Annotated in this window: 24 protein-coding genes and 2 tRNA genes; 24 read left to right on the top strand and 2 right to left on the bottom strand. The window is 60.6% G+C overall.

Going from position 1 to position 15,686, the window contains the following annotated elements; genetic code table 11:
• Nucleotides 1-66 precede the first annotated feature (66 nt).
• From AC3QL3_RS14390 to AC3QL3_RS14345, 10 genes are all read left to right on the top strand, one after another.
• Nucleotides 67-561 carry a hypothetical protein gene (locus AC3QL3_RS14390; RefSeq protein WP_492894756.1) on the top strand — a complete coding sequence of 165 codons (495 nt, stop codon included), beginning with the start codon at nucleotides 67-69 and terminating at the stop codon, nucleotides 559-561.
• A 146-nt stretch (nucleotides 562-707) separates the two neighbouring features.
• Nucleotides 708-777, top strand: a tRNA-OTHER gene (locus tag AC3QL3_RS14385).
• A gap of 5 nt (nucleotides 778-782) precedes the next feature.
• Nucleotides 783-856: transfer RNA gene (locus AC3QL3_RS14380), tRNA-Thr, on the top strand.
• A 405-nt stretch (nucleotides 857-1,261) separates the two neighbouring features.
• Nucleotides 1,262-1,531 carry a hypothetical protein gene (locus tag AC3QL3_RS14375; protein WP_492894754.1) on the top strand — a complete coding sequence of 90 codons (270 nt, stop codon included), beginning with the start codon at nucleotides 1,262-1,264 and terminating at the stop codon, nucleotides 1,529-1,531.
• Nucleotides 1,528-1,797 (top strand): hypothetical protein, encoded by a 270-nt coding sequence (locus AC3QL3_RS14370; protein WP_492894752.1) that lies wholly within the window; start codon nucleotides 1,528-1,530, stop codon nucleotides 1,795-1,797. Before AC3QL3_RS14375 ends, AC3QL3_RS14370 begins: the two co-directional genes overlap by 4 nt.
• Entirely contained in the window at nucleotides 1,797-2,918 is a 1,122-nt protein-coding gene (locus tag AC3QL3_RS14365) for a DNA-binding transcriptional regulator Fis (RefSeq protein ID WP_492894750.1), read from the top strand. The genes AC3QL3_RS14370 and AC3QL3_RS14365 overlap by 1 nt, the downstream gene beginning before the upstream one ends.
• On the top strand, nucleotides 2,915-3,184 hold the full coding sequence (locus tag AC3QL3_RS14360; protein WP_492894748.1) for a hypothetical protein: 270 nt from the start codon (nucleotides 2,915-2,917) through the stop codon (nucleotides 3,182-3,184). The genes AC3QL3_RS14365 and AC3QL3_RS14360 overlap by 4 nt, the downstream gene beginning before the upstream one ends.
• Nucleotides 3,181-3,465, top strand: coding sequence for a holin (locus tag AC3QL3_RS14355; protein WP_492894746.1), 285 nt, complete (start codon nucleotides 3,181-3,183; stop codon nucleotides 3,463-3,465). The genes AC3QL3_RS14360 and AC3QL3_RS14355 overlap by 4 nt, the downstream gene beginning before the upstream one ends.
• A gap of 2 nt (nucleotides 3,466-3,467) precedes the next feature.
• Nucleotides 3,468-3,980: a lysozyme gene (locus AC3QL3_RS14350; protein WP_492894744.1), complete on the top strand. Its 513-nt coding sequence runs from the start codon at nucleotides 3,468-3,470 to the stop codon at nucleotides 3,978-3,980.
• A gap of 76 nt (nucleotides 3,981-4,056) precedes the next feature.
• Nucleotides 4,057-4,329, top strand: a complete 273-nt coding sequence (locus AC3QL3_RS14345) for a hypothetical protein (RefSeq protein ID WP_492894742.1) — start codon at nucleotides 4,057-4,059, stop codon at nucleotides 4,327-4,329.
• 12 nt (nucleotides 4,330-4,341) lie between these two features.
• Here AC3QL3_RS14345 and AC3QL3_RS14340 read toward each other — a convergent pair whose 3' ends face one another.
• Nucleotides 4,342-4,755, bottom strand: coding sequence for a hypothetical protein (locus AC3QL3_RS14340; RefSeq protein WP_492894740.1), 414 nt, complete (start codon nucleotides 4,753-4,755; stop codon nucleotides 4,342-4,344).
• On the opposite strand from AC3QL3_RS14340, the gene AC3QL3_RS14335 reads away from it, so the two are divergent.
• On the top strand, nucleotides 4,746-5,114 hold the full coding sequence (locus tag AC3QL3_RS14335; RefSeq protein ID WP_492894738.1) for a hypothetical protein: 369 nt from the start codon (nucleotides 4,746-4,748) through the stop codon (nucleotides 5,112-5,114). The two genes, AC3QL3_RS14340 and AC3QL3_RS14335, sit on opposite strands and share 10 nt — an antisense overlap.
• 213 nt (nucleotides 5,115-5,327) lie before the next feature.
• Here AC3QL3_RS14335 and AC3QL3_RS14330 read toward each other — a convergent pair whose 3' ends face one another.
• Nucleotides 5,328-5,816 (bottom strand): hypothetical protein, encoded by a 489-nt coding sequence (locus tag AC3QL3_RS14330; RefSeq protein ID WP_492894736.1) that lies wholly within the window; start codon nucleotides 5,814-5,816, stop codon nucleotides 5,328-5,330.
• Nucleotides 5,817-5,966: 150 nt separating this feature from the next.
• Here AC3QL3_RS14330 and AC3QL3_RS14325 point away from each other — a divergent pair, with 150 nt between their 5' ends.
• The 13 genes from AC3QL3_RS14325 to AC3QL3_RS14265 all read left to right on the top strand — a co-directional run bounded on the left by AC3QL3_RS14325 (nucleotide 5,967) and on the right by AC3QL3_RS14265 (nucleotide 15,616).
• Nucleotides 5,967-6,230 carry a hypothetical protein gene (locus AC3QL3_RS14325; RefSeq protein ID WP_492894734.1) on the top strand — a complete coding sequence of 88 codons (264 nt, stop codon included), beginning with the start codon at nucleotides 5,967-5,969 and terminating at the stop codon, nucleotides 6,228-6,230.
• 97 nt (nucleotides 6,231-6,327) lie between these two features.
• Nucleotides 6,328-7,443, top strand: a complete 1,116-nt coding sequence (locus AC3QL3_RS14320) for a PBSX family phage terminase large subunit (RefSeq protein WP_492894732.1) — start codon at nucleotides 6,328-6,330, stop codon at nucleotides 7,441-7,443.
• Between the two features lie 3 nt (nucleotides 7,444-7,446).
• Nucleotides 7,447-8,967, top strand: coding sequence for a DUF4055 domain-containing protein (locus AC3QL3_RS14315; protein ID WP_492894730.1), 1,521 nt, complete (start codon nucleotides 7,447-7,449; stop codon nucleotides 8,965-8,967).
• A gap of 635 nt (nucleotides 8,968-9,602) precedes the next feature.
• A complete protein-coding gene (locus AC3QL3_RS14310; protein WP_492894728.1) occupies nucleotides 9,603-10,394 on the top strand; it encodes a DUF6651 domain-containing protein in 792 nt (263 codons plus the stop codon).
• Nucleotides 10,395-10,497: 103 nt separating this feature from the next.
• Entirely contained in the window at nucleotides 10,498-11,478 is a 981-nt protein-coding gene (locus AC3QL3_RS14305; protein ID WP_492894726.1) for a major capsid protein, read from the top strand.
• A 58-nt stretch (nucleotides 11,479-11,536) separates the two neighbouring features.
• A complete protein-coding gene (locus AC3QL3_RS14300) occupies nucleotides 11,537-11,848 on the top strand; it encodes a hypothetical protein (RefSeq protein ID WP_492894724.1) in 312 nt (103 codons plus the stop codon).
• Nucleotides 11,845-12,384: a DnaT-like ssDNA-binding protein gene (locus AC3QL3_RS14295; RefSeq protein ID WP_492894722.1), complete on the top strand. Its 540-nt coding sequence runs from the start codon at nucleotides 11,845-11,847 to the stop codon at nucleotides 12,382-12,384. The genes AC3QL3_RS14300 and AC3QL3_RS14295 overlap by 4 nt, the downstream gene beginning before the upstream one ends.
• Nucleotides 12,381-12,812, top strand: coding sequence for a hypothetical protein (locus AC3QL3_RS14290; protein ID WP_492894720.1), 432 nt, complete (start codon nucleotides 12,381-12,383; stop codon nucleotides 12,810-12,812). Before AC3QL3_RS14295 ends, AC3QL3_RS14290 begins: the two co-directional genes overlap by 4 nt.
• A complete protein-coding gene (locus tag AC3QL3_RS14285; RefSeq protein ID WP_492894718.1) occupies nucleotides 12,809-13,174 on the top strand; it encodes a hypothetical protein in 366 nt (121 codons plus the stop codon). The genes AC3QL3_RS14290 and AC3QL3_RS14285 overlap by 4 nt, the downstream gene beginning before the upstream one ends.
• A 35-nt stretch (nucleotides 13,175-13,209) precedes the next feature.
• A complete protein-coding gene (locus tag AC3QL3_RS14280) occupies nucleotides 13,210-14,190 on the top strand; it encodes a phage minor head protein (RefSeq protein ID WP_492894716.1) in 981 nt (326 codons plus the stop codon).
• Nucleotides 14,180-14,608, top strand: a complete 429-nt coding sequence (locus tag AC3QL3_RS14275; protein WP_492894714.1) for a hypothetical protein — start codon at nucleotides 14,180-14,182, stop codon at nucleotides 14,606-14,608. Before AC3QL3_RS14280 ends, AC3QL3_RS14275 begins: the two co-directional genes overlap by 11 nt.
• Nucleotides 14,608-15,018, top strand: coding sequence for a phage tail terminator-like protein (locus AC3QL3_RS14270; protein WP_492894712.1), 411 nt, complete (start codon nucleotides 14,608-14,610; stop codon nucleotides 15,016-15,018). Before AC3QL3_RS14275 ends, AC3QL3_RS14270 begins: the two co-directional genes overlap by 1 nt.
• Nucleotides 15,019-15,160: 142 nt before the next feature.
• Complete coding sequence (locus AC3QL3_RS14265) at nucleotides 15,161-15,616, top strand: hypothetical protein (protein WP_492894710.1); 456 nt, start codon at nucleotides 15,161-15,163, stop codon at nucleotides 15,614-15,616.
• Nucleotides 15,617-15,686 lie beyond the last annotated feature (70 nt).

Raw genomic sequence — 15,686 nt, 5'->3', positions numbered from 1 at the left:
CCACTTTCTATGCGTAGGGCAGCTATGCGCCCCAATGCCATCTGAGTCCTGCTATGGGGAGCGCGCATGACGATTGGTGACTACGATTTGCGCGTCCGCGAGATCGACCAAATCTTTGCGCTGACGCCACTCCCAGACAATTGCATCGATGCTGCGATTCGGGCCTCTGCCAATTTCGATCCGAGCTTCCCGGGGTGGCAGCTTTACTCTCGTATCGTCCGCGGCGAATCGGTCTACGACCGCCACCTCGACGCATGGGCGCTTAGTCTCGCGCGCGCTCTTTCTCGTGCGAAAAAGGTAAACGGCCACCAGGTCGTGAAGCCGTCCGCCCGAGGGCCGTGGGTCTACGTTGCTGGCCTCGACGCGCTTCATCGGTGCATCACTGGAAACTTCCTCCAATCCGGCGCAAGCATCGCTGACTGTATTGGCGTTCGCAAAGACAAGTACTACGCCATGCGCTCAGCGATTGCAGGAGGCATGTTGTCTGGATTCGAGAACTTTCGGGCGGAGCTCCACTATCAGTACCTGACGGTCCTGCGCGACTCTCGCCGGGCCGCCTGAAAAAGTTTTCGGCACATCGGCGCAGAAACGGGAATCGGCAAAAACAGGGTGGAGAATGGATTGAATCCGGTACAGCCTCCGTCCCCCACCCCAGCAACGACAGAGTCAGGCGAGAGGGCGAGCCAGAACCGGCCGGGTTACTACACGCGAGTGCGGATGGTCCGCAGACGGCCTTCCAAGCCGACGACGCGCGTTCGATTCGCGCCGCTCGCTCCAGTCATGCCGCTCTAGCTCAATGCAGAGCGCCCGTCTCGTAAGCGGGTAGGTGTAGGTTCAACCCCTACGGGCGGCACCACGTCCCCCGCTCTGCTTCGGCATCGGGCTTAAGTCCATCGCCAAGCCATGTGCCGCGATGGCGGTCCGGTTTGATCTCCGGACATTGTCGGATCTGAGAGGCGACTCGTTCGCTGGGTAGGGGCCATCCGGGCCGCATCGGAAAGGTGCGGCCTCTCTATTCACGTCTGCGGCCAAGTTGGTCGCAACATATTGTTTTATAAATCGTTGCGAAGCCAGAGAGGCCGCGCAATCTATTCAAATTCCAGATTCGAGAACATGGAACGAGAGCTTGTCACAGTCGACGAGTCCGGTCTGAGCGCACCACTGCGCCGAATTTTCGGACCGCAAGAGAAGTGGCTCGCCTCACTGCCAAATCGAATCTGGACGCAGCATGCCAACGGACTGTGGAGCAGCGAAGCGCGCGATGACTGACCTACTCGGGCGCCTGACAAACGCGCGCCTTCGCCTTGCTGCGACGGGATTCGTGCAAGTGATCTTCGTCGCGATGAATACGGTTTTCATCTCTCGACACGAGCTGGTAGCGAACACCGTTACGGCATTCGCAATCTCCTACATCTGGACGCACAACGTGAAGAAGATAGCGATTGGAGACGAGCCTGATCGCTGGTTCTATGCGGTCGGTGCCGCGGCTGGAAGCGTGTGCGGAACGATGCTCGCCGGGGTGTTCGTATGACGGACATCGCCAGCACGCTCGCTGAGCGGGGCTCCCGCTACGGAGTATTTGCCGAGCAAGCGACGATTGCCCAGGGCATCAAGCGCGCAATGGCTTGTGGCCGAAACTGGCCTTCGCTTGCCGACGACCAGCGCGAGGCCCTGGACATGCTGGCGAACAAGGTCGCTCGTATTCTCAACGGCGACCCGAACTACCACGATAGTTGGCACGACATCATCGGCTACACGAAACTTGTTGCCGATCGCCTGGCTCCGGAATCCGCGTAGTGGCGTCGAACGACGAGATCATCGCTGCCCTGCGCGAGCACGGCACGAACCGCTCTGCCGCGCGTGCGCTGAGAATCCACCCTAGAACGCTTGAGCGCAGAAAGGCGGCGCTTGTCTCCAAAGGATGGAGTCCTGAGCACGGATACACACATACCGTGCCGGACGGCTTCAAAGTTAAGGGCGTATCGACGCTCTACCGTGACGACGGCTCGATCGCCGCGCAGTGGGTGAAGTCGGCGGCAGACGCCGAGTACCGCGAGCGCATGATTCGCGAAGCGGTTGCCGCATCGATCGAAGACCTACCGAAGCTGCCCAAACGCAAGGCCGGCGCAAGAACGTTCCACGCGGAACTGATGACGTGCTACCCGATCGGGGACGCGCACATCGGCATGCGCGCTTGGCGCGAGGAGTGCGGCGACGACTGGGATTTGGCGATCGCCGAGCGAGTCCAGTGCGGCGCGATGAACATGCTCGTCGAAGGTGCGCCGGCGACCGAGTCGGCAACTATTGTAAATCTCGGTGACTGGTTCCATTACGACAGCATGGCGCCGGTGACGCCGCGCTCCGGGAACATGCTCGACGCGGACGGCCGCTACGCAAAGATGATCCGCGTCGGCATCAAGGTCATGCGCCAGTGCATCGAATCCGCTCTGTCGAAGCATCAGCGCGTGCATGTGGTGAATGTGGTTGGGAACCACGACGAGACAGGCGCTCTCTGGCTGTCCGCCGCCCTGGCGCACATGTATGAGCGCGAGCCGCGCGTGACGGTTGATACGTCGCCAGCCCTGTTTTCTTATGTCGAGTTCGGAAGCGTGTTGCTCGGCTTCCACCACGGTCACACGTGCAAGCCAGACAAGCTGCCCGGCGTGATGGCAACCGACATGCCCGAGGCATGGGGCAGGACGAAGCATCGCTATTGGTGGTTGGGCCACGTCCACCATCAGAGCGTCATGGAGTATCCAGGCGTGACCGTCGAGACCTTTAACACACTGGCGTCGCGCGATGCGTACGCCACGTCAGGAGGCTGGCGCTCGCGCGAGAACATGAAAGCGATCGTGATCCACCGCGATCACGGGGAAGTCGGCCGCAACACTGTTAGTCCTGCGATGTTGGTGTCATGAGCGAATCAGACGACGACGAAGACGACGGCTTCGAGGTTGGCGTAGAGCCACCCGGTTGTGCGCAGCTGGCCGAAGGCGATCTCTACATCCCATCGGTCGACGAGTTCGCTGAAGAGATTGGTGCCAAGGCGCTCCAACTGCGCGACGGAGTTCTTTTCTACCTCGACGAAGCCTTCAAATGGGTGAACGTTGAGGAGCTCGGCAAGGCCAAGGCTGAGAAGCCGAAGTCTGCGACATTGCGTGCGATCAAAGGCAAGCCGGAATGAAGGTACAGGACGCAATCACCGATTCGACGATTGCGAGCTTCGGTAGCAAGGCCACGTATACAGGGGCGGCTTCAGCGGTGTACGGCGGTCTTACGGCAAATGACATTGCTGCGTTCGGCGGTCTTCTGATCGCGGGCATCGGCGCATTGATCCAGCTTTTCTTCAAGCTGAGACAGGATCGCCGCGCCTCCCTCCGAGCTGCGGAAGCCGATCGCCTCGACCAGGAGTTTCATCGCGAGCGCATGTCGCTCCTGTATCGCCAAGAGCGCGACGTCGAATAGCTATGGAACTTCGGAAGGGCCTACTCGCGGCGCTAATCGGTGCCGCGATAGCCATCGCTGCGCCGTTCGTTTCAAGCTGGGAAGGTCAGAGATTCGTCGCGTACCAAGATAGCGGCGGCGTCTGGACTCTATGTGAAGGGCACACGAGGGGCGTCAAGCGCGGCGACACGGCGACCAAAGAACAGTGCAATGCATGGCGCCGGGAAGACTTGGAGATTGCGGCGGACGCCGTAGTGCGCTGCGGCTCGCCTTCGCTGCCGACGAACCAGCTCGCAGCGTGGATCTCCTTCACCTTCAATGTAGGCGGCGACGCTTTCTGCCGCTCCACGGCCGCCAAGCTGATACGGCAGGGCGACTACGAAGGCGCCTGCAACCAGATTCCGCGTTGGGTGTACGTCGGCTCTCTCGATTGCCGGGAGAAATCGAACGGCTGCTTTGGCATCGTTCGTCGGCGCATGGCTGAGTACTCCCTGTGCTGGCCGGACTTCTCCGGCGTCATCGGCGGCGTGTCGTGATTGCTTCGATCGCAGCCCTCGCTACGGCGCTGGCGCTTGGCTGGCTGTGGCACGACACATTCGGAGACGACTGACTATGTGGACTACGTCCAAGGTGCAGCGTGCGCTCGAACTGACGGTGATTCTCTGCGCGTTGGCGCTAGTCGCCTTGATCGCCGGCGCATCGCTCGCGTTCGCCGAGAGCCAGGAAGTCACCGCGCAACCCGAAGTCCTGATCGTCGAGCACACCTATGACGCCATCGTCGAGAAGGCCGGCACGCTGATCCGCTACCAGTACACCGGTGGACGGATGCTGGTCGAGTGGACCGACACGACGGCCGACGGCATCTACCGGAACGGGTTTGAATGATGGGCGCAGCTTCTAAGGCGCCGATCCGTCGCTGGCCAAGGACCAATTACCATGTTGGTTCTTCCCAGATATTGGCTTGAGCTGCAATGCGCCGCAGACGACGCCAACACGAAAACTCGCGGTTCCTCGTTGCTCATCAGTGAGCGGTGCGAGGTCGACAATCAGTGTTGACCCGTTGAGGCCGACTTTTGCTCCTAGGTCCCGCAGCTGCAGGTCGCAGCGCTGCTTGGCTTCATCTAGCCGAGCCGCGAAAGCTTCGGGTGTTTCAGTCAAGGTGCCCGCAAGTTCGAGTTCACACAGATATGGATTCGCGTTCATGTTGAGAAATTCCAGTTCGAACGGATTGACCGCGAGGAAGTCTAGCAGTGCCGCGTGTAACAGCCGGCTTTCATGGCCCACGGGGTTCTGACGAGCCAATGCGTGCATATGTCTACGCCGCCCTGGCTGCTACTGCACTCGCGCTTCTGGCCTGGGCCACGTACTCGGTATTCGAGGCGGGCAAGACGGCCGGCTCGAATGCCTGCGAGGCGAAGCATGCGGACGCTTCCAACAAGGCCACCGCAGAGGTATCGCGTCGCGAACAAGCGAGCGCCGATGTATCGAACACGATGCTCGACTACCTAGCGGCTCAGATGCCCAAGGCAGAGGCACGCACGAATGAGACTGTTGAACGCATCCGCGTCGTCTATCGCGACCGTCCTGTTCCTACTGTGTGTGAGTTCCCTACAGGGGTGCGAGAAGCGCTCGGTGAGGCCATCGACCGCGCCAACGCCGCCGCGCGTTGAGTGCGTACTGCCACCGATAGGCCAATTGCCCCCAGCACCCGACATGGCGCACGCAGCGGAATGGATGGCTCAGGCTGCTGGCGTAGTCGAGCGAGCTGGAATTGCATGGCACGGACACAACGAGTGCATGGCGGCGCTCAGAAAGAAGGGAGTGATTCTGTAGGTAAGTGAACAAATGGGCGGGCCGCCGGAACAGCTCCGCCCGAAAGCTAGCTACTTCTTCTCCTTGTCCTTCTTCGCACCAGGTTGCATTTTTTTGTCATCGTAGCCGGCTTCGCGCAAAGCATCGGATCCATCTCTTTGTAGAGCCCCAATGTTTCCCTTCGTCTTATCAGACATGGCGGGGGCAGATTTGAGCGCGCGAGCTTGCTGGGCGTCTCTCGCAGCTTTACGCGCGTCAGCACTGGCATCTCCAGATGGTTTAGATGCACCACCAATCGCAGTATTCGCCGGACCTGGCTTAGCACCTTTTGCTTCGCCCGCCTTGACCTCGGCAGCTCTGGGCTCTGGGCCGCGGCGCTCCGTACCACCGCGCTGCTCGGGTACGCGCACTTCGCGCGTCCGAGGCTCAGGGGTTCGCCGTTCAGTCCCTTTCGGTGAATGTTCAATGATGTCCTTTCCTTCAATTTCCTTCGCCACGGCAAATGTGGGAAGCAGGCACGCAATCGTGCCCGCCAGCACTAACAGTGCGACTGGTTTCATGACAATTCCTCCCCGCACGGGAATCCGTGCTCAATGAGCGTACACCTGTTTTTGCAGCAAGTTGTTTCAACGCAGAACTGAGAGGAAATAGATCGCATAACGCGATGAATTGCCATGGCAAAAGGAAGGAAGACTGGCGGCGGATCGCGGATGGGATCGCCGAACAAAGTCACAAAGGAATTCCGGGAAACGGTTAGGCAGTTGCTCGAGGACAACGCTGACAATATCGCGATCTGGCTGAAGAAGGTTGCCGAAACGGATCCCGACAAGGCCCTGGACAAGCTGGTGAAGCTGGCCGAGTTCGCAGCGCCGAAGCTCTCGCGCAGTGAAGTCAGCGCGCCTGGCGGCGGACCCCTTGTTGGTCCCACGACGATCGAGCTGGTAGCGGCGGGTGTCGTCGAAAGCAAGGATTGAACTACCGCCGAAGCTAGTCCCAGTCTTCACGGGTGACGCTCGATACCGCGGCGCATATGGCGGCCGCGGATCTGGGAAGACTCGCAGCTTTGCGCGCATGTCGGCCGTGCGCGGGTACATGCTGTCGTCGGCCAACGAGTCAGGCGTCATTCTCTGCGGCCGCGAGTACATGAACTCGCTCGAAGACTCGAGCATGGAGGAGGTGAAGCAAGCGATCCGGGGTGTTCCCTGGCTCGATGCTCACTACGAGTGCGGCGAGAAGTTCATCCGCACAAGGGACCGGCGTATCTCGTATGTCTTCGCCGGTCTCCGTCACAACCTCGACTCGATCAAGTCCAAGGCGAGCATCCGACTCGCCTGGATTGACGAAGCGGAGAACGTCAGCGAGGCGGCCTGGCGGAAGTTGATTCCGACGGTGCGCGAGCCAGGGTCAGAGATTTGGGTCACGTGGAACCCGGAGAAGGACGACAGTCCTACAGACCTCCGGTATCGCAAACGGCTTCCAGCCCGCGCGAAGATCGCCGAGGTCAACTACACCGACAATCCGTGGTTCCCTGCGGAGCTCGAGGAAGAGCGCAAGAACGATAGAGCGCTTCTAGACGACGCGGCCTACGCGCACATCTGGGAAGGAGACTACCTGCGGAACAGCAAGGCGCAGGTCTTCGCCGACAAGTACCGTGTGGCGGAATTCACGCCCGAGTCCGGCTGGGACGGTCCGTATCAGGGGCTCGATTGGGGCTTCGCTCAGGATCCGACTGCAGCTACTCGGTGGTGGATTCACGACGAGTGCCTGTTCCTCGAGTACGAGGCCGTCAAAGTCGGGCTCGAACTCGACGACACCGTGCCGTTCGTCAATCGTCGCATTGCAAGGTTCGAGGACTACACGACTCGAGCAGACAACGCCCGCCCCGAGTCGATCAGCCACACCAAGCGGAAAGGTTGGCCTCGCATCGTTCCTTGTGAGAAGGGCAAGGGCAGCGTCGAGGACGGTATCGCGCACATGCGGAGCTATCGAGAGATCGTCATCCACCCCCGCTGCGTTGAGGCGATCAAGGAGTTTCGGCTGTACAGCTATAAGGTGGATCGGTTGTCGGGTGACGTTCTGCCGGACCTGGTCGATGCACATAACCACGTGATCGACAGCGGGCGCTACGCGCTCGAGCCGATCATGAAGAAGAGGCAGAAACCTACCGTGATCTTTGGAAGCTACTGACCGATGGCAGAAACCCCGGACTCACTGGACAGCGTTTCCAGCGACTACGCTTTCATGCTGCCGTACTGGCGCAAGGTCGACCACATCCTGGGCGGCACTCATGCGATGCGGGAGCATGCTCACGGCAAGGGTGCGCATGCCTACCTTCCGCAGTTCCCCAACGAATCGGACGACGACTATCGCTATCGGCGTGAGAACGCCAGATTCACTGGCATCTTCGCCGACATCCTTGGAGACCTAGCCTCCAAGCCGTTCTCGAAAGAAGTTGCGCTGACAGATGGGCCGAGCGAGGCCTATGCGCCGATCGTGGAAAACATCGATCGTAAAGGCTCGCATCTACACGTGTTTGCGCACCGCGTATTCACCGCAGCGCTTGCGTATGCAATCGACTGGATCCTTGTCGATCACACCAGGACCCCGGTAGGCGCCACAAGAGCCGATGAGAAGGCACTGAAGGCGGGACCATACTGGGTCCGCGTCCCTGCTATGTCACTCAAGGCAGTGTATTGGGCGCAAGTAGAGGGTGTGGAGCAGGTCATCTACGCGCGTATCGATGAGTCTCGTACGCAGTGGAATGGTACAGAAGAAGTTGTCGTCGAGCGCGTGCGCGTACTCAAGCGCGATCCAATCATCGACCTGGAGACCGGGCAACAAATTGGCTGGGAGCCCGCTGCGTTTGAGGTTTACCAGCGCGACAAAGCAGTGGGCATGAACGACGGCGCAGGCGCATGGAGGCTAGTCGAGAGCGGACCAATTTCCATCGGCGTTATTCCTCTGGTTCCCCTGGTTTTGGGCGAGCGGCTGAATGGTTGGGCGGTCAGGCCGCCGCTGCGAGACATCGTTGACCTGCAGATTGAGCATTTCCAGGAGCAGACGAACCTCAAGAACGCAAAAGAAGCCACAGCGTTCCCGATGTTCGCTGGCAACGGCGTTGCGCCGCCCGACAACGGCACGAAGATGAACTTTGGGCCTCGTGCAGTGCTGTTCTCCCCGATGAACGATCAGGGACAGTTCGGCTCGTGGGATACGGTCGAGATTGCCGCGACGTCGCTGCAGTTCCTGTCGGCGGAGATCGACAAGATCGAAGCGGCAATGCGCGAGCTGGGTCGTCAGCCGTTAGTGCAGGGCACTGCTGGGATGACGCAGGCGACAGCGCTCCTCGCGTCGCAGAAAGCGAGCAGTACGGCGCAGGCGTGGGCGACGCTGTTGAAGGACGCACTGGAACAGGCCTTCGTGTTCACGAGCATGTGGCTCAAGCAGCCGGCGCCGAGCGTCTTTGTCGACACCGACTTCCAGGTTGATCCGGGTGCAGACGCCGTTCCGGAACTTTTGCTCAAGGCGAACGAGTCCGGAAAGATCAGCACCAAGACTATGCTGAGCGAATGGAAGCGCCGCGGCGTTCTGTCTCCTGAATTCGACGCGGATGAAGAGGCGCGACAGCTCCTCGACGAGCTTCCCGAAGATGGCGTAGATGCGTCCCTAGCGGTTGCACCAAAACTCACGCGAGCCCAAGCGAACGCCTAGTGCTTGCCCTGGTCCTTGGCGGTGCGTCATGCGTATGGGACGACATCGCAAAGTTCGAGGCCCTCGGACAGTCACCTCAAATCGTTGTCGCGTGCAACGACATGATCGCGGCCTGGGATCGTCCGTTGAGTGCAGCCTGCTCGCTACACGTCGAAAAGCTTCGCGGCTGGCTCAATGAGCGCGCAAAAAAGGGGCATCTGCCTCCAGCCAAAATCCTCGTGAGTGAGGCGGCCGAAGGTTTCGACCGCACGGAACCCTTCTTCAGAGATCAGCTTGCCTCAGGGTCATCTGGCCTATTCGCCCTGAAGGTCGCGCTAGTCGACCTCAGAGCTGACAAGGCGATCTGTTGCGGGGTTCCGATGAATCGGTCTCCCCACTTCTTCGATAGCGTCGATTGGCGTGAAGCTCCTCGCCACTGGCATGGATGGCTGCAGGCTCTGCCGCAGATTAGGGACAGGGCACGCTCAATGAGCGGCAACACGATGCGATTGCTAGGGCCACCCAGCCATGACTGGTTGGCGCATTGAATTCATCTCAGCCGGCCTCGAGCCGGCATTTCTTTGCCCACTGCTCGGACGGGCTGGGCGCTCGGCGCGGAAGCGTCTCCAAGAGGGCGGAAGCCCGAGGAAGAAGGCATGAAACTGAAGTTGGTCGAGTTGGATGGCAAGCAGTACGCCGAGGTGCGCGAAGGCAAGCCCGTATACGTCCATGACGACGGCAAGGAGGTTCCATTCGATGCGACCTCAGCGATTGGAAAGATCGCTGCCCTCAATCGCGAAGCGCAGGGGCACCGAGAAGCGAAAGAGGCTGCAGAGGGTCGCGCCAAGGCGTTCGAGGGAATCGAAGACGCTGACGCTGCTCGAAAGGCCTTGGAGACCGTGAAGAACCTGAAAGACGGCGATCTCGTGACCGTCGGAAAGGTTGAAGAAATCAAGGCGGCAGCCAAACGGGCAGCGGAGGAGCAGGTGGCCGCGGCGGCGAAAGCTTCAGCCGAGCGCGAGAAAGCATTGCAGGCCGATCTCGCCAAGTTTCAGGGGCAGCTCCATAACGAGCTTATTGGTGGCAACTTTGCGCGATCCAAGTTGATCGCAGACAAGTTCGCTATTCCAGGCGATCTGGTGCAGGCCCGCTTCGGTCAGGCTTTCAAGGTCGAGGATGGACGCGTTGTTGCGTACGACAGCGCGGGCAACAAGATCTTCAGCCGCAGTCGCGCAGGCGAGGTCGCCGACTTCGACGAAGCGCTCGAGACGTTGGTCGACCAATACCCGTACAGGGACCAAATCCTCAAAGGCTCTGGCGCATCTGGCAGCGGAGCGGAAGGCGGCGGCAACGCAGCGAACCGCGCCAAACAGGGCAATTTTGGTGGCAGCCGAGAGGAGCGGCTGGCTGCGATCAAGTCGCAATTTCCCGACCTATCGAAAGGCTGATCGGGACTAGCTGTTTCCCCGGATGGGGCGCGGCGCACCAGGGCGGATGCCCTGATCTTCCACCAATCCAGCCCATCCGGGCAAAGACAACGAGGAAATCCAAATGGCACTTTCCGATATGGAAGTGTTCAACAGCTACTTCATGCCGGCGACTATCGAAACGCTGGACCAGATGGTCGACAAATTCAACGCGGCGAGCGGTGGGGCGATCCTGCTCACCACCGACGGGTTCGATGGCGACTTCCTTCAGAGCAGCTTCTACGCGAGCTTGGCCAGCGCACGTCGTCGCGTGGATCGCTATGCGGCCAATGGCAACGTTGCGCCTGTCGACCTTACGCAGCTCAAGCACAACACCGTCAAGGTGGCGGGCGGGTTTGGCCCGGTGCGATACGAGCCCTCGCAGATGACTTGGCTGCGCAAACCGACCGCCGAGGGCATCGAGGTTGCATCTCGATTCTTTGCCGAAGCACTTCTGCAAGACCAGCTCAATACCGCCATTGCGGCGCTGGTGGCGGCAATCGGCAACCAGGGCGCAGCGACCACGGTTGATGTTTCGGCCACGAAGAAGGTCGACTACATCGCGGTGAACGAGAGCCATGCACTGTTCGGCGACCACTCCAGTCAGCTCATCGCTCAGGTCATGGACGGAGTCCAGTTCCACACCTTTATCGGTCAGAACTTGACCAACGCCCAGCAACTCTTTCAGTCCACCGGCGTTCGTGTGGTGGACATCCTCGGAAAGCTGGTCGTTGTGACCGACGCTCCGGCGCTGTATTCCGCCGCAGTCGGAAGTCCGGTGACTCCGGCGAAGCGTCGCGTGCTGTCGCTGGCCCAGGGTGCCGCTACGGTGCACGACGCACGCGACCTGATCTCGAACATCCAGACCAACAACGGTAAGGAGCGCATCGAGACTCTCCTGCAGATGGACTACAGCTTCGGCCTCGGCCTGAAGGGCTACACGTGGGACACCGTCAATGGCGGTAAGTCGCCTACGGATGCTGAACTGGCAACCGGTAGCAATTGGGACAAGACGGCGACCAGCATCAAGCACACCGCTGGAACGCTGGCGATCGGTCAGGCCTAAGCGAGTGGACGTCAGCCGGGCGGGAGATGCGCCCGGCTGAGTCATCTAGGAGGTGAAGGTGCAGAAAGACTTGAAGATCACTTATGAGCCGCATCCGGTGGCGCCCGAACGCAAAGCCGAGCTTCGCGCGGAAGGATTCCGCATAGTCGATATCGAGTTCGCGCCGCCCGACTGGATCGAATCCTCGATCGCCGAAGAGGGCGGGCAGGACTCGCTCGATGTTGGAACTGCCGAGCCTGCGGCGTTGCCGGCCGACGAACTCCCCGGCGATGAGGAACTGCGGTCGGCAATCAAAAATGCCACCGGGAAGGCGCCTCACTGGAGGGTGAAGCGTGACGCCTTGATCGAGCAGTACAGGGCCTTGCAATGAGTCTTGTCGTTGAAGACGGCAGCGGCGTCTACGGCGCTGAGTCTTACGTTAGCGTTGCAGACTGCGCCAGTTATGCAAGCGCGCACGGGCTCGCATTCCCTGAGTCGCCTCTCGCTGACGCCGAGGCTGCACTTCGCCGCGGCACGACATGGCTTGACGGTCAGTTCGGCTTTAGGTTCTCGGGACGCAAGCGAGCAGGGCGGTCGCAATCGCTTCTCTGGCCCCGTACCGGAGCAACTGACTCGGATGGATTCGCTGTCGCCAGCGATATGGTCCCCAACGAGATCATCCACGCGACCTGCGAAGCGGCGATCCGCGAGCGCGCCATACCAGGGTCGCTATCCCCGGACGTAAAAGCGGGAGAGATCATCACGGCCGCATCTGTAGACGGCGCGGTGTCAGTCGAATACGCGAGTGGGGCAGGTATCGATGGTCAGAGGCCGATTTCGACGGTCGTTGACGACATTCTCGCAAGCTTGATCGGGTTACGCCTGAAACCCGGCGCCGCGTACGTCGGGAGGCAGGATCGTTCATGACGTGTATTGCGTGGGACGGCAAGTCAATCGCTGTCGACCGTCAGGTCACGTCGGGCGATCTCAGGATGAGTTCCACCAAGGTTCGCCGTCTGGCGACTGGCGAGATTGTGACCAAGACCGGGAATATTGCCTTGGGCCTGATGATCGAGCGCTGGTATGAGGGCGGCTGTGTCGACGACTTTCCGGAGGCTGTGGACGACGAGTCCGCGACCTTCATCGTGCTAGGGCCGACTGGGGTCAAGTACTACCAGGGACGTCCTGTCGCGATCTTGATCGAAGACGAGATCGCAGCCTTCGGGTCGGGACGTGAGTTCGCACTAGGCGCAATGGCTATGGGGGCCGATGCCCGCCAGGCCGTCGAAGTGGCGAATCGGTTCTGCACAAGCTGCGGGATTGGCGTTGACGTCATGAGGCTCGAACAAGCATGAGCGCGTTCTACGATCGAATGCGCGAAATAGCGGATCGGCTGCTCGGTCCGCAATCGGAGCTCGCGCAAGGGCAGCTCATTCTGCGCAGGATGATCCCTGGCAGCGGTCCGCCGTACAACCCGGGGCCAGCGGCACCAATGGACTACCCGTTGTCAGGGGCCGTCGGCGGTGTAGACCAACAGCACGCAGATGGAACGCTCGTCGTGATTGGAGACAAGCGCGCTGTAGTGGCCGTACCTGAGGTCGAGCCTCAAACTGCCGATAGATTGGTCATCGATGGGGTTGAGCACCAAATAGCGAAGATCGAGAGAAAGCCGGAGGCCGGCGAGGCCGTCGCGTTCGTGATCTACGCCAAGGTCTAGTAGTGGCAACGACTGCGACTGATCTCCTCCGGCGCATGGATGAGCAAAAGCCGGGCATTCTGGCTGCGTTTCTGCGCTTCGTTCGTCGCATCGTCGATGCAATTCGACTTGATGCGCTCGTGCAGCTGCTCGAGCAAGGTCGCCTCGATGAAATACCAGTAGTGCTGCGCCTCCGTGATGAAGCACTGTCTCCTCTCACCGAAGCCGTTCGCACCGCTTTGATAGCCGGCGGCGAGTCAATCGAGGAGCAAGCTGGTATCGGCGCCCTGGTGCAATTCGATGTTCGGAATACTGCCGCCGAGAACTGGATTCGACAGCACAGCGCTGAACTTGTAACCGACATCATGGCCGACCAGCGCAATGCTATTCGCGCCGTTGTTCGCGCTGGCGTAGAGGCGGGTCGGAACCCAAGATCGATAGCACTCGACATCATTGGTCGAGTGGACCAAGCCACCGGAAGCCGCGTCGGTGGAATCGTCGGCCTGACCGAGCAGCAGGCCACCTATGTGTCGAACGCTCGAACCGAACTCGAGCGGCTAAGTGTCGAGTACTTCAGCCGAAAGCGCCGCGACAAACGATTTGACTCAGTAGTACGCAAGGCGATCAAGAGCGGAAAGTCGCTGACCGCGAAAGACATCGACAAGATCGTGTCGCGATACGCGGATCGCTTGCTGCAGCTTCGCGGAGAGACCATCGCGAGAACCGAATCGCTAGAAGGATTCAATGCGGGGCGCGACTTGGCGATGCAGCAGGCAATTCGAGCGGGGACCGTGCGCGCCGAGAACGTAACGGCGTACTGGGAGACCGCCCACGATCCGCGCGTTCGCGAGTCGCATAGGGAAATGCAGGGGCAGAGAGTCCCATTTGGAGAACCGTTCGTGACACCACGAGGCGCCAGTCTGCGATTTCCGGGGGATTCGAGCCAGGGCGCTCCGGCCGAAGAGGTAATCCAGTGCCGCTGTATCGCCCGCTACAAGATCGATTGGATATCGGAGGGGAGAGCGAATGGCTCTTAGCTTTTCAGCACAAGTTGGCGATTGGGTGAAGAAGAGCAAGTCCGCTGCGACGGCGGTCCTTCGCCAGTCCACTTCGGACCTCATTGATGAGGCGCAGCGCGTCGGCCCCAGTGTCGCAAGCCCAACGGGAGGCGAGGGTGGAAAGATGCCAGTTGATACCGGCTTCCTGCGCGCCTCCATGGAGATCTCGTTCGATGGAATGCCCGCAGGCCCTGCACGGGGCGGCGCCCAACCCTATTCATACGACAGTGGCGATGTGACGCTGAAGCTGGCGGGGGTTGAAGTTGGGCGAACCATCTACGCAGGCTGGACGGCTGACTACGCCATCTACGCGGAGGAGCGGTACGGCTTCATGCGATCGGCAGCGCAGAACTGGCAGCAGATCGTGGATCGTGCCGTTGACCAGGCGCGCCGCTGATGTCCTACGACACTGAAATCTACACTGCCTTTGCAGCGAAGATCGATGCCTTTGCGGACGCCCAATCACCCCCGCTTCCTGTCGCCTGGCCTGGTGTTCACTTCGTCCCGCCTACGACGGGCGAATGGCTCGAGCTCGCGTGGTTCCCCAATGAAACGCGGAACCTGACTTTGGGCAATGACGGATCGCAGCTGCGTGGATTCGGTCAGGTGTCTTGCTGTGCGCGGCCAGGAAGTGGCATTAGAGCCGTAACCGACCTATCGGGAAGAATCATCGACCTGTTCGCGAAGGGCACGAAGCTCGGCCCGACGACGGTTGAACGCAAGCCTTGGGTGTCGACCGTGCTTCCCAGCAGCGACCGAATCAGTGCTCCGGTCACCGTGCGCTATAGCGGCGGCGTCAGCTCCTAGCAGCAACCACCAACCCGCACGAAGGCCGCCACTGGGCGGCCTTTTTTGTTGCCCCGAATCCGGGTGTGCACATCCGGGCAGCGCCTGCACTCTGCGGGCGAAGCCGCATCTCCGCGGCACCACCATCGATGGAGTTACAGAAATGGCAAATCCGCAGACCAACGCGCATGCAGCGGTAAGCGTGTGCTCGACGGCGCAGAACAACGATCTCACCGAAGTGACCGCGGCGGCACTGACGTGGGTCCTCATTGGTAACGTTGGAAAGATCGGCGAACACGGTTACGACACGAACATGGTCTCGTATTCCGTCCTCGATCGAGATCTCGTGCTTAAGGCCAAGGGTCAAACCGATGGCGGCAACGTCACGATCGAGTGCGCCGAGAACAACGCCGACTTGGGTCAGGTCGCACTGAACACTGTGGCCGACCCGGGCGATAGCGCCAACTACGCGATCAAGATCGCCTTCACCAACGGCGACATCCGCTATGTACGCGGCCCCGTAGGTGGCCCGAAGTACAGCGGTGGCGGCAACGAAGACTTCCGCGTTGCCACCTACACCGTCGGCGCCAACCAGGTCCTCAACGTGCCAGCGCCGTAACCGAACGGCGCGGCATAGGCGATTGCCGAAAGCGGGCGTCTCCCCCGTGAATGCCGCGCCTTCCTTTGGA

This window comes from Dokdonella sp. GW821-FHT11D02 (assembly GCF_058808595.1).
Note: the sequence above shows the minus strand (reverse complement) of the source record. Positions and strands in the feature narration are given on the sequence as shown.

Excerpts from the sequence above, each read along its gene's own strand:
- AC3QL3_RS14390 (WP_492894756.1), top strand. The coding sequence starts at position 67 with ATGACGATTGGTGACTACGATTTGCGCGTCCGCGAGATCGACCAAATC.
- AC3QL3_RS14375 (WP_492894754.1), top strand. The coding sequence starts at position 1,262 with ATGACTGACCTACTCGGGCGCCTGACAAACGCGCGCCTTCGCCTTGCT.
- AC3QL3_RS14370 (WP_492894752.1), top strand. The coding sequence starts at position 1,528 with ATGACGGACATCGCCAGCACGCTCGCTGAGCGGGGCTCCCGCTACGGA.
- AC3QL3_RS14360 (WP_492894748.1), top strand. The coding sequence starts at position 2,915 with ATGAGCGAATCAGACGACGACGAAGACGACGGCTTCGAGGTTGGCGTA.
- AC3QL3_RS14355 (WP_492894746.1), top strand. The coding sequence starts at position 3,181 with ATGAAGGTACAGGACGCAATCACCGATTCGACGATTGCGAGCTTCGGT.
- AC3QL3_RS14350 (WP_492894744.1), top strand. The coding sequence starts at position 3,468 with ATGGAACTTCGGAAGGGCCTACTCGCGGCGCTAATCGGTGCCGCGATA.
- AC3QL3_RS14345 (WP_492894742.1), top strand. The coding sequence starts at position 4,057 with ATGTGGACTACGTCCAAGGTGCAGCGTGCGCTCGAACTGACGGTGATT.
- AC3QL3_RS14335 (WP_492894738.1), top strand. The coding sequence starts at position 4,746 with ATGCGTGCATATGTCTACGCCGCCCTGGCTGCTACTGCACTCGCGCTT.
- AC3QL3_RS14340 (WP_492894740.1), bottom strand. The coding sequence starts at position 4,755 with ATGCACGCATTGGCTCGTCAGAACCCCGTGGGCCATGAAAGCCGGCTG.
- AC3QL3_RS14330 (WP_492894736.1), bottom strand. The coding sequence starts at position 5,816 with ATGAAACCAGTCGCACTGTTAGTGCTGGCGGGCACGATTGCGTGCCTG.
- AC3QL3_RS14325 (WP_492894734.1), top strand. The coding sequence starts at position 5,967 with ATGGGATCGCCGAACAAAGTCACAAAGGAATTCCGGGAAACGGTTAGG.
- AC3QL3_RS14320 (WP_492894732.1), top strand. The coding sequence starts at position 6,328 with ATGTCGGCCGTGCGCGGGTACATGCTGTCGTCGGCCAACGAGTCAGGC.
- AC3QL3_RS14315 (WP_492894730.1), top strand. The coding sequence starts at position 7,447 with ATGGCAGAAACCCCGGACTCACTGGACAGCGTTTCCAGCGACTACGCT.
- AC3QL3_RS14310 (WP_492894728.1), top strand. The coding sequence starts at position 9,603 with ATGAAACTGAAGTTGGTCGAGTTGGATGGCAAGCAGTACGCCGAGGTG.
- AC3QL3_RS14305 (WP_492894726.1), top strand. The coding sequence starts at position 10,498 with ATGGCACTTTCCGATATGGAAGTGTTCAACAGCTACTTCATGCCGGCG.
- AC3QL3_RS14295 (WP_492894722.1), top strand. The coding sequence starts at position 11,845 with ATGAGTCTTGTCGTTGAAGACGGCAGCGGCGTCTACGGCGCTGAGTCT.
- AC3QL3_RS14290 (WP_492894720.1), top strand. The coding sequence starts at position 12,381 with ATGACGTGTATTGCGTGGGACGGCAAGTCAATCGCTGTCGACCGTCAG.
- AC3QL3_RS14285 (WP_492894718.1), top strand. The coding sequence starts at position 12,809 with ATGAGCGCGTTCTACGATCGAATGCGCGAAATAGCGGATCGGCTGCTC.
- AC3QL3_RS14280 (WP_492894716.1), top strand. The coding sequence starts at position 13,210 with ATGGATGAGCAAAAGCCGGGCATTCTGGCTGCGTTTCTGCGCTTCGTT.
- AC3QL3_RS14275 (WP_492894714.1), top strand. The coding sequence starts at position 14,180 with ATGGCTCTTAGCTTTTCAGCACAAGTTGGCGATTGGGTGAAGAAGAGC.
- AC3QL3_RS14270 (WP_492894712.1), top strand. The coding sequence starts at position 14,608 with ATGTCCTACGACACTGAAATCTACACTGCCTTTGCAGCGAAGATCGAT.
- AC3QL3_RS14265 (WP_492894710.1), top strand. The coding sequence starts at position 15,161 with ATGGCAAATCCGCAGACCAACGCGCATGCAGCGGTAAGCGTGTGCTCG.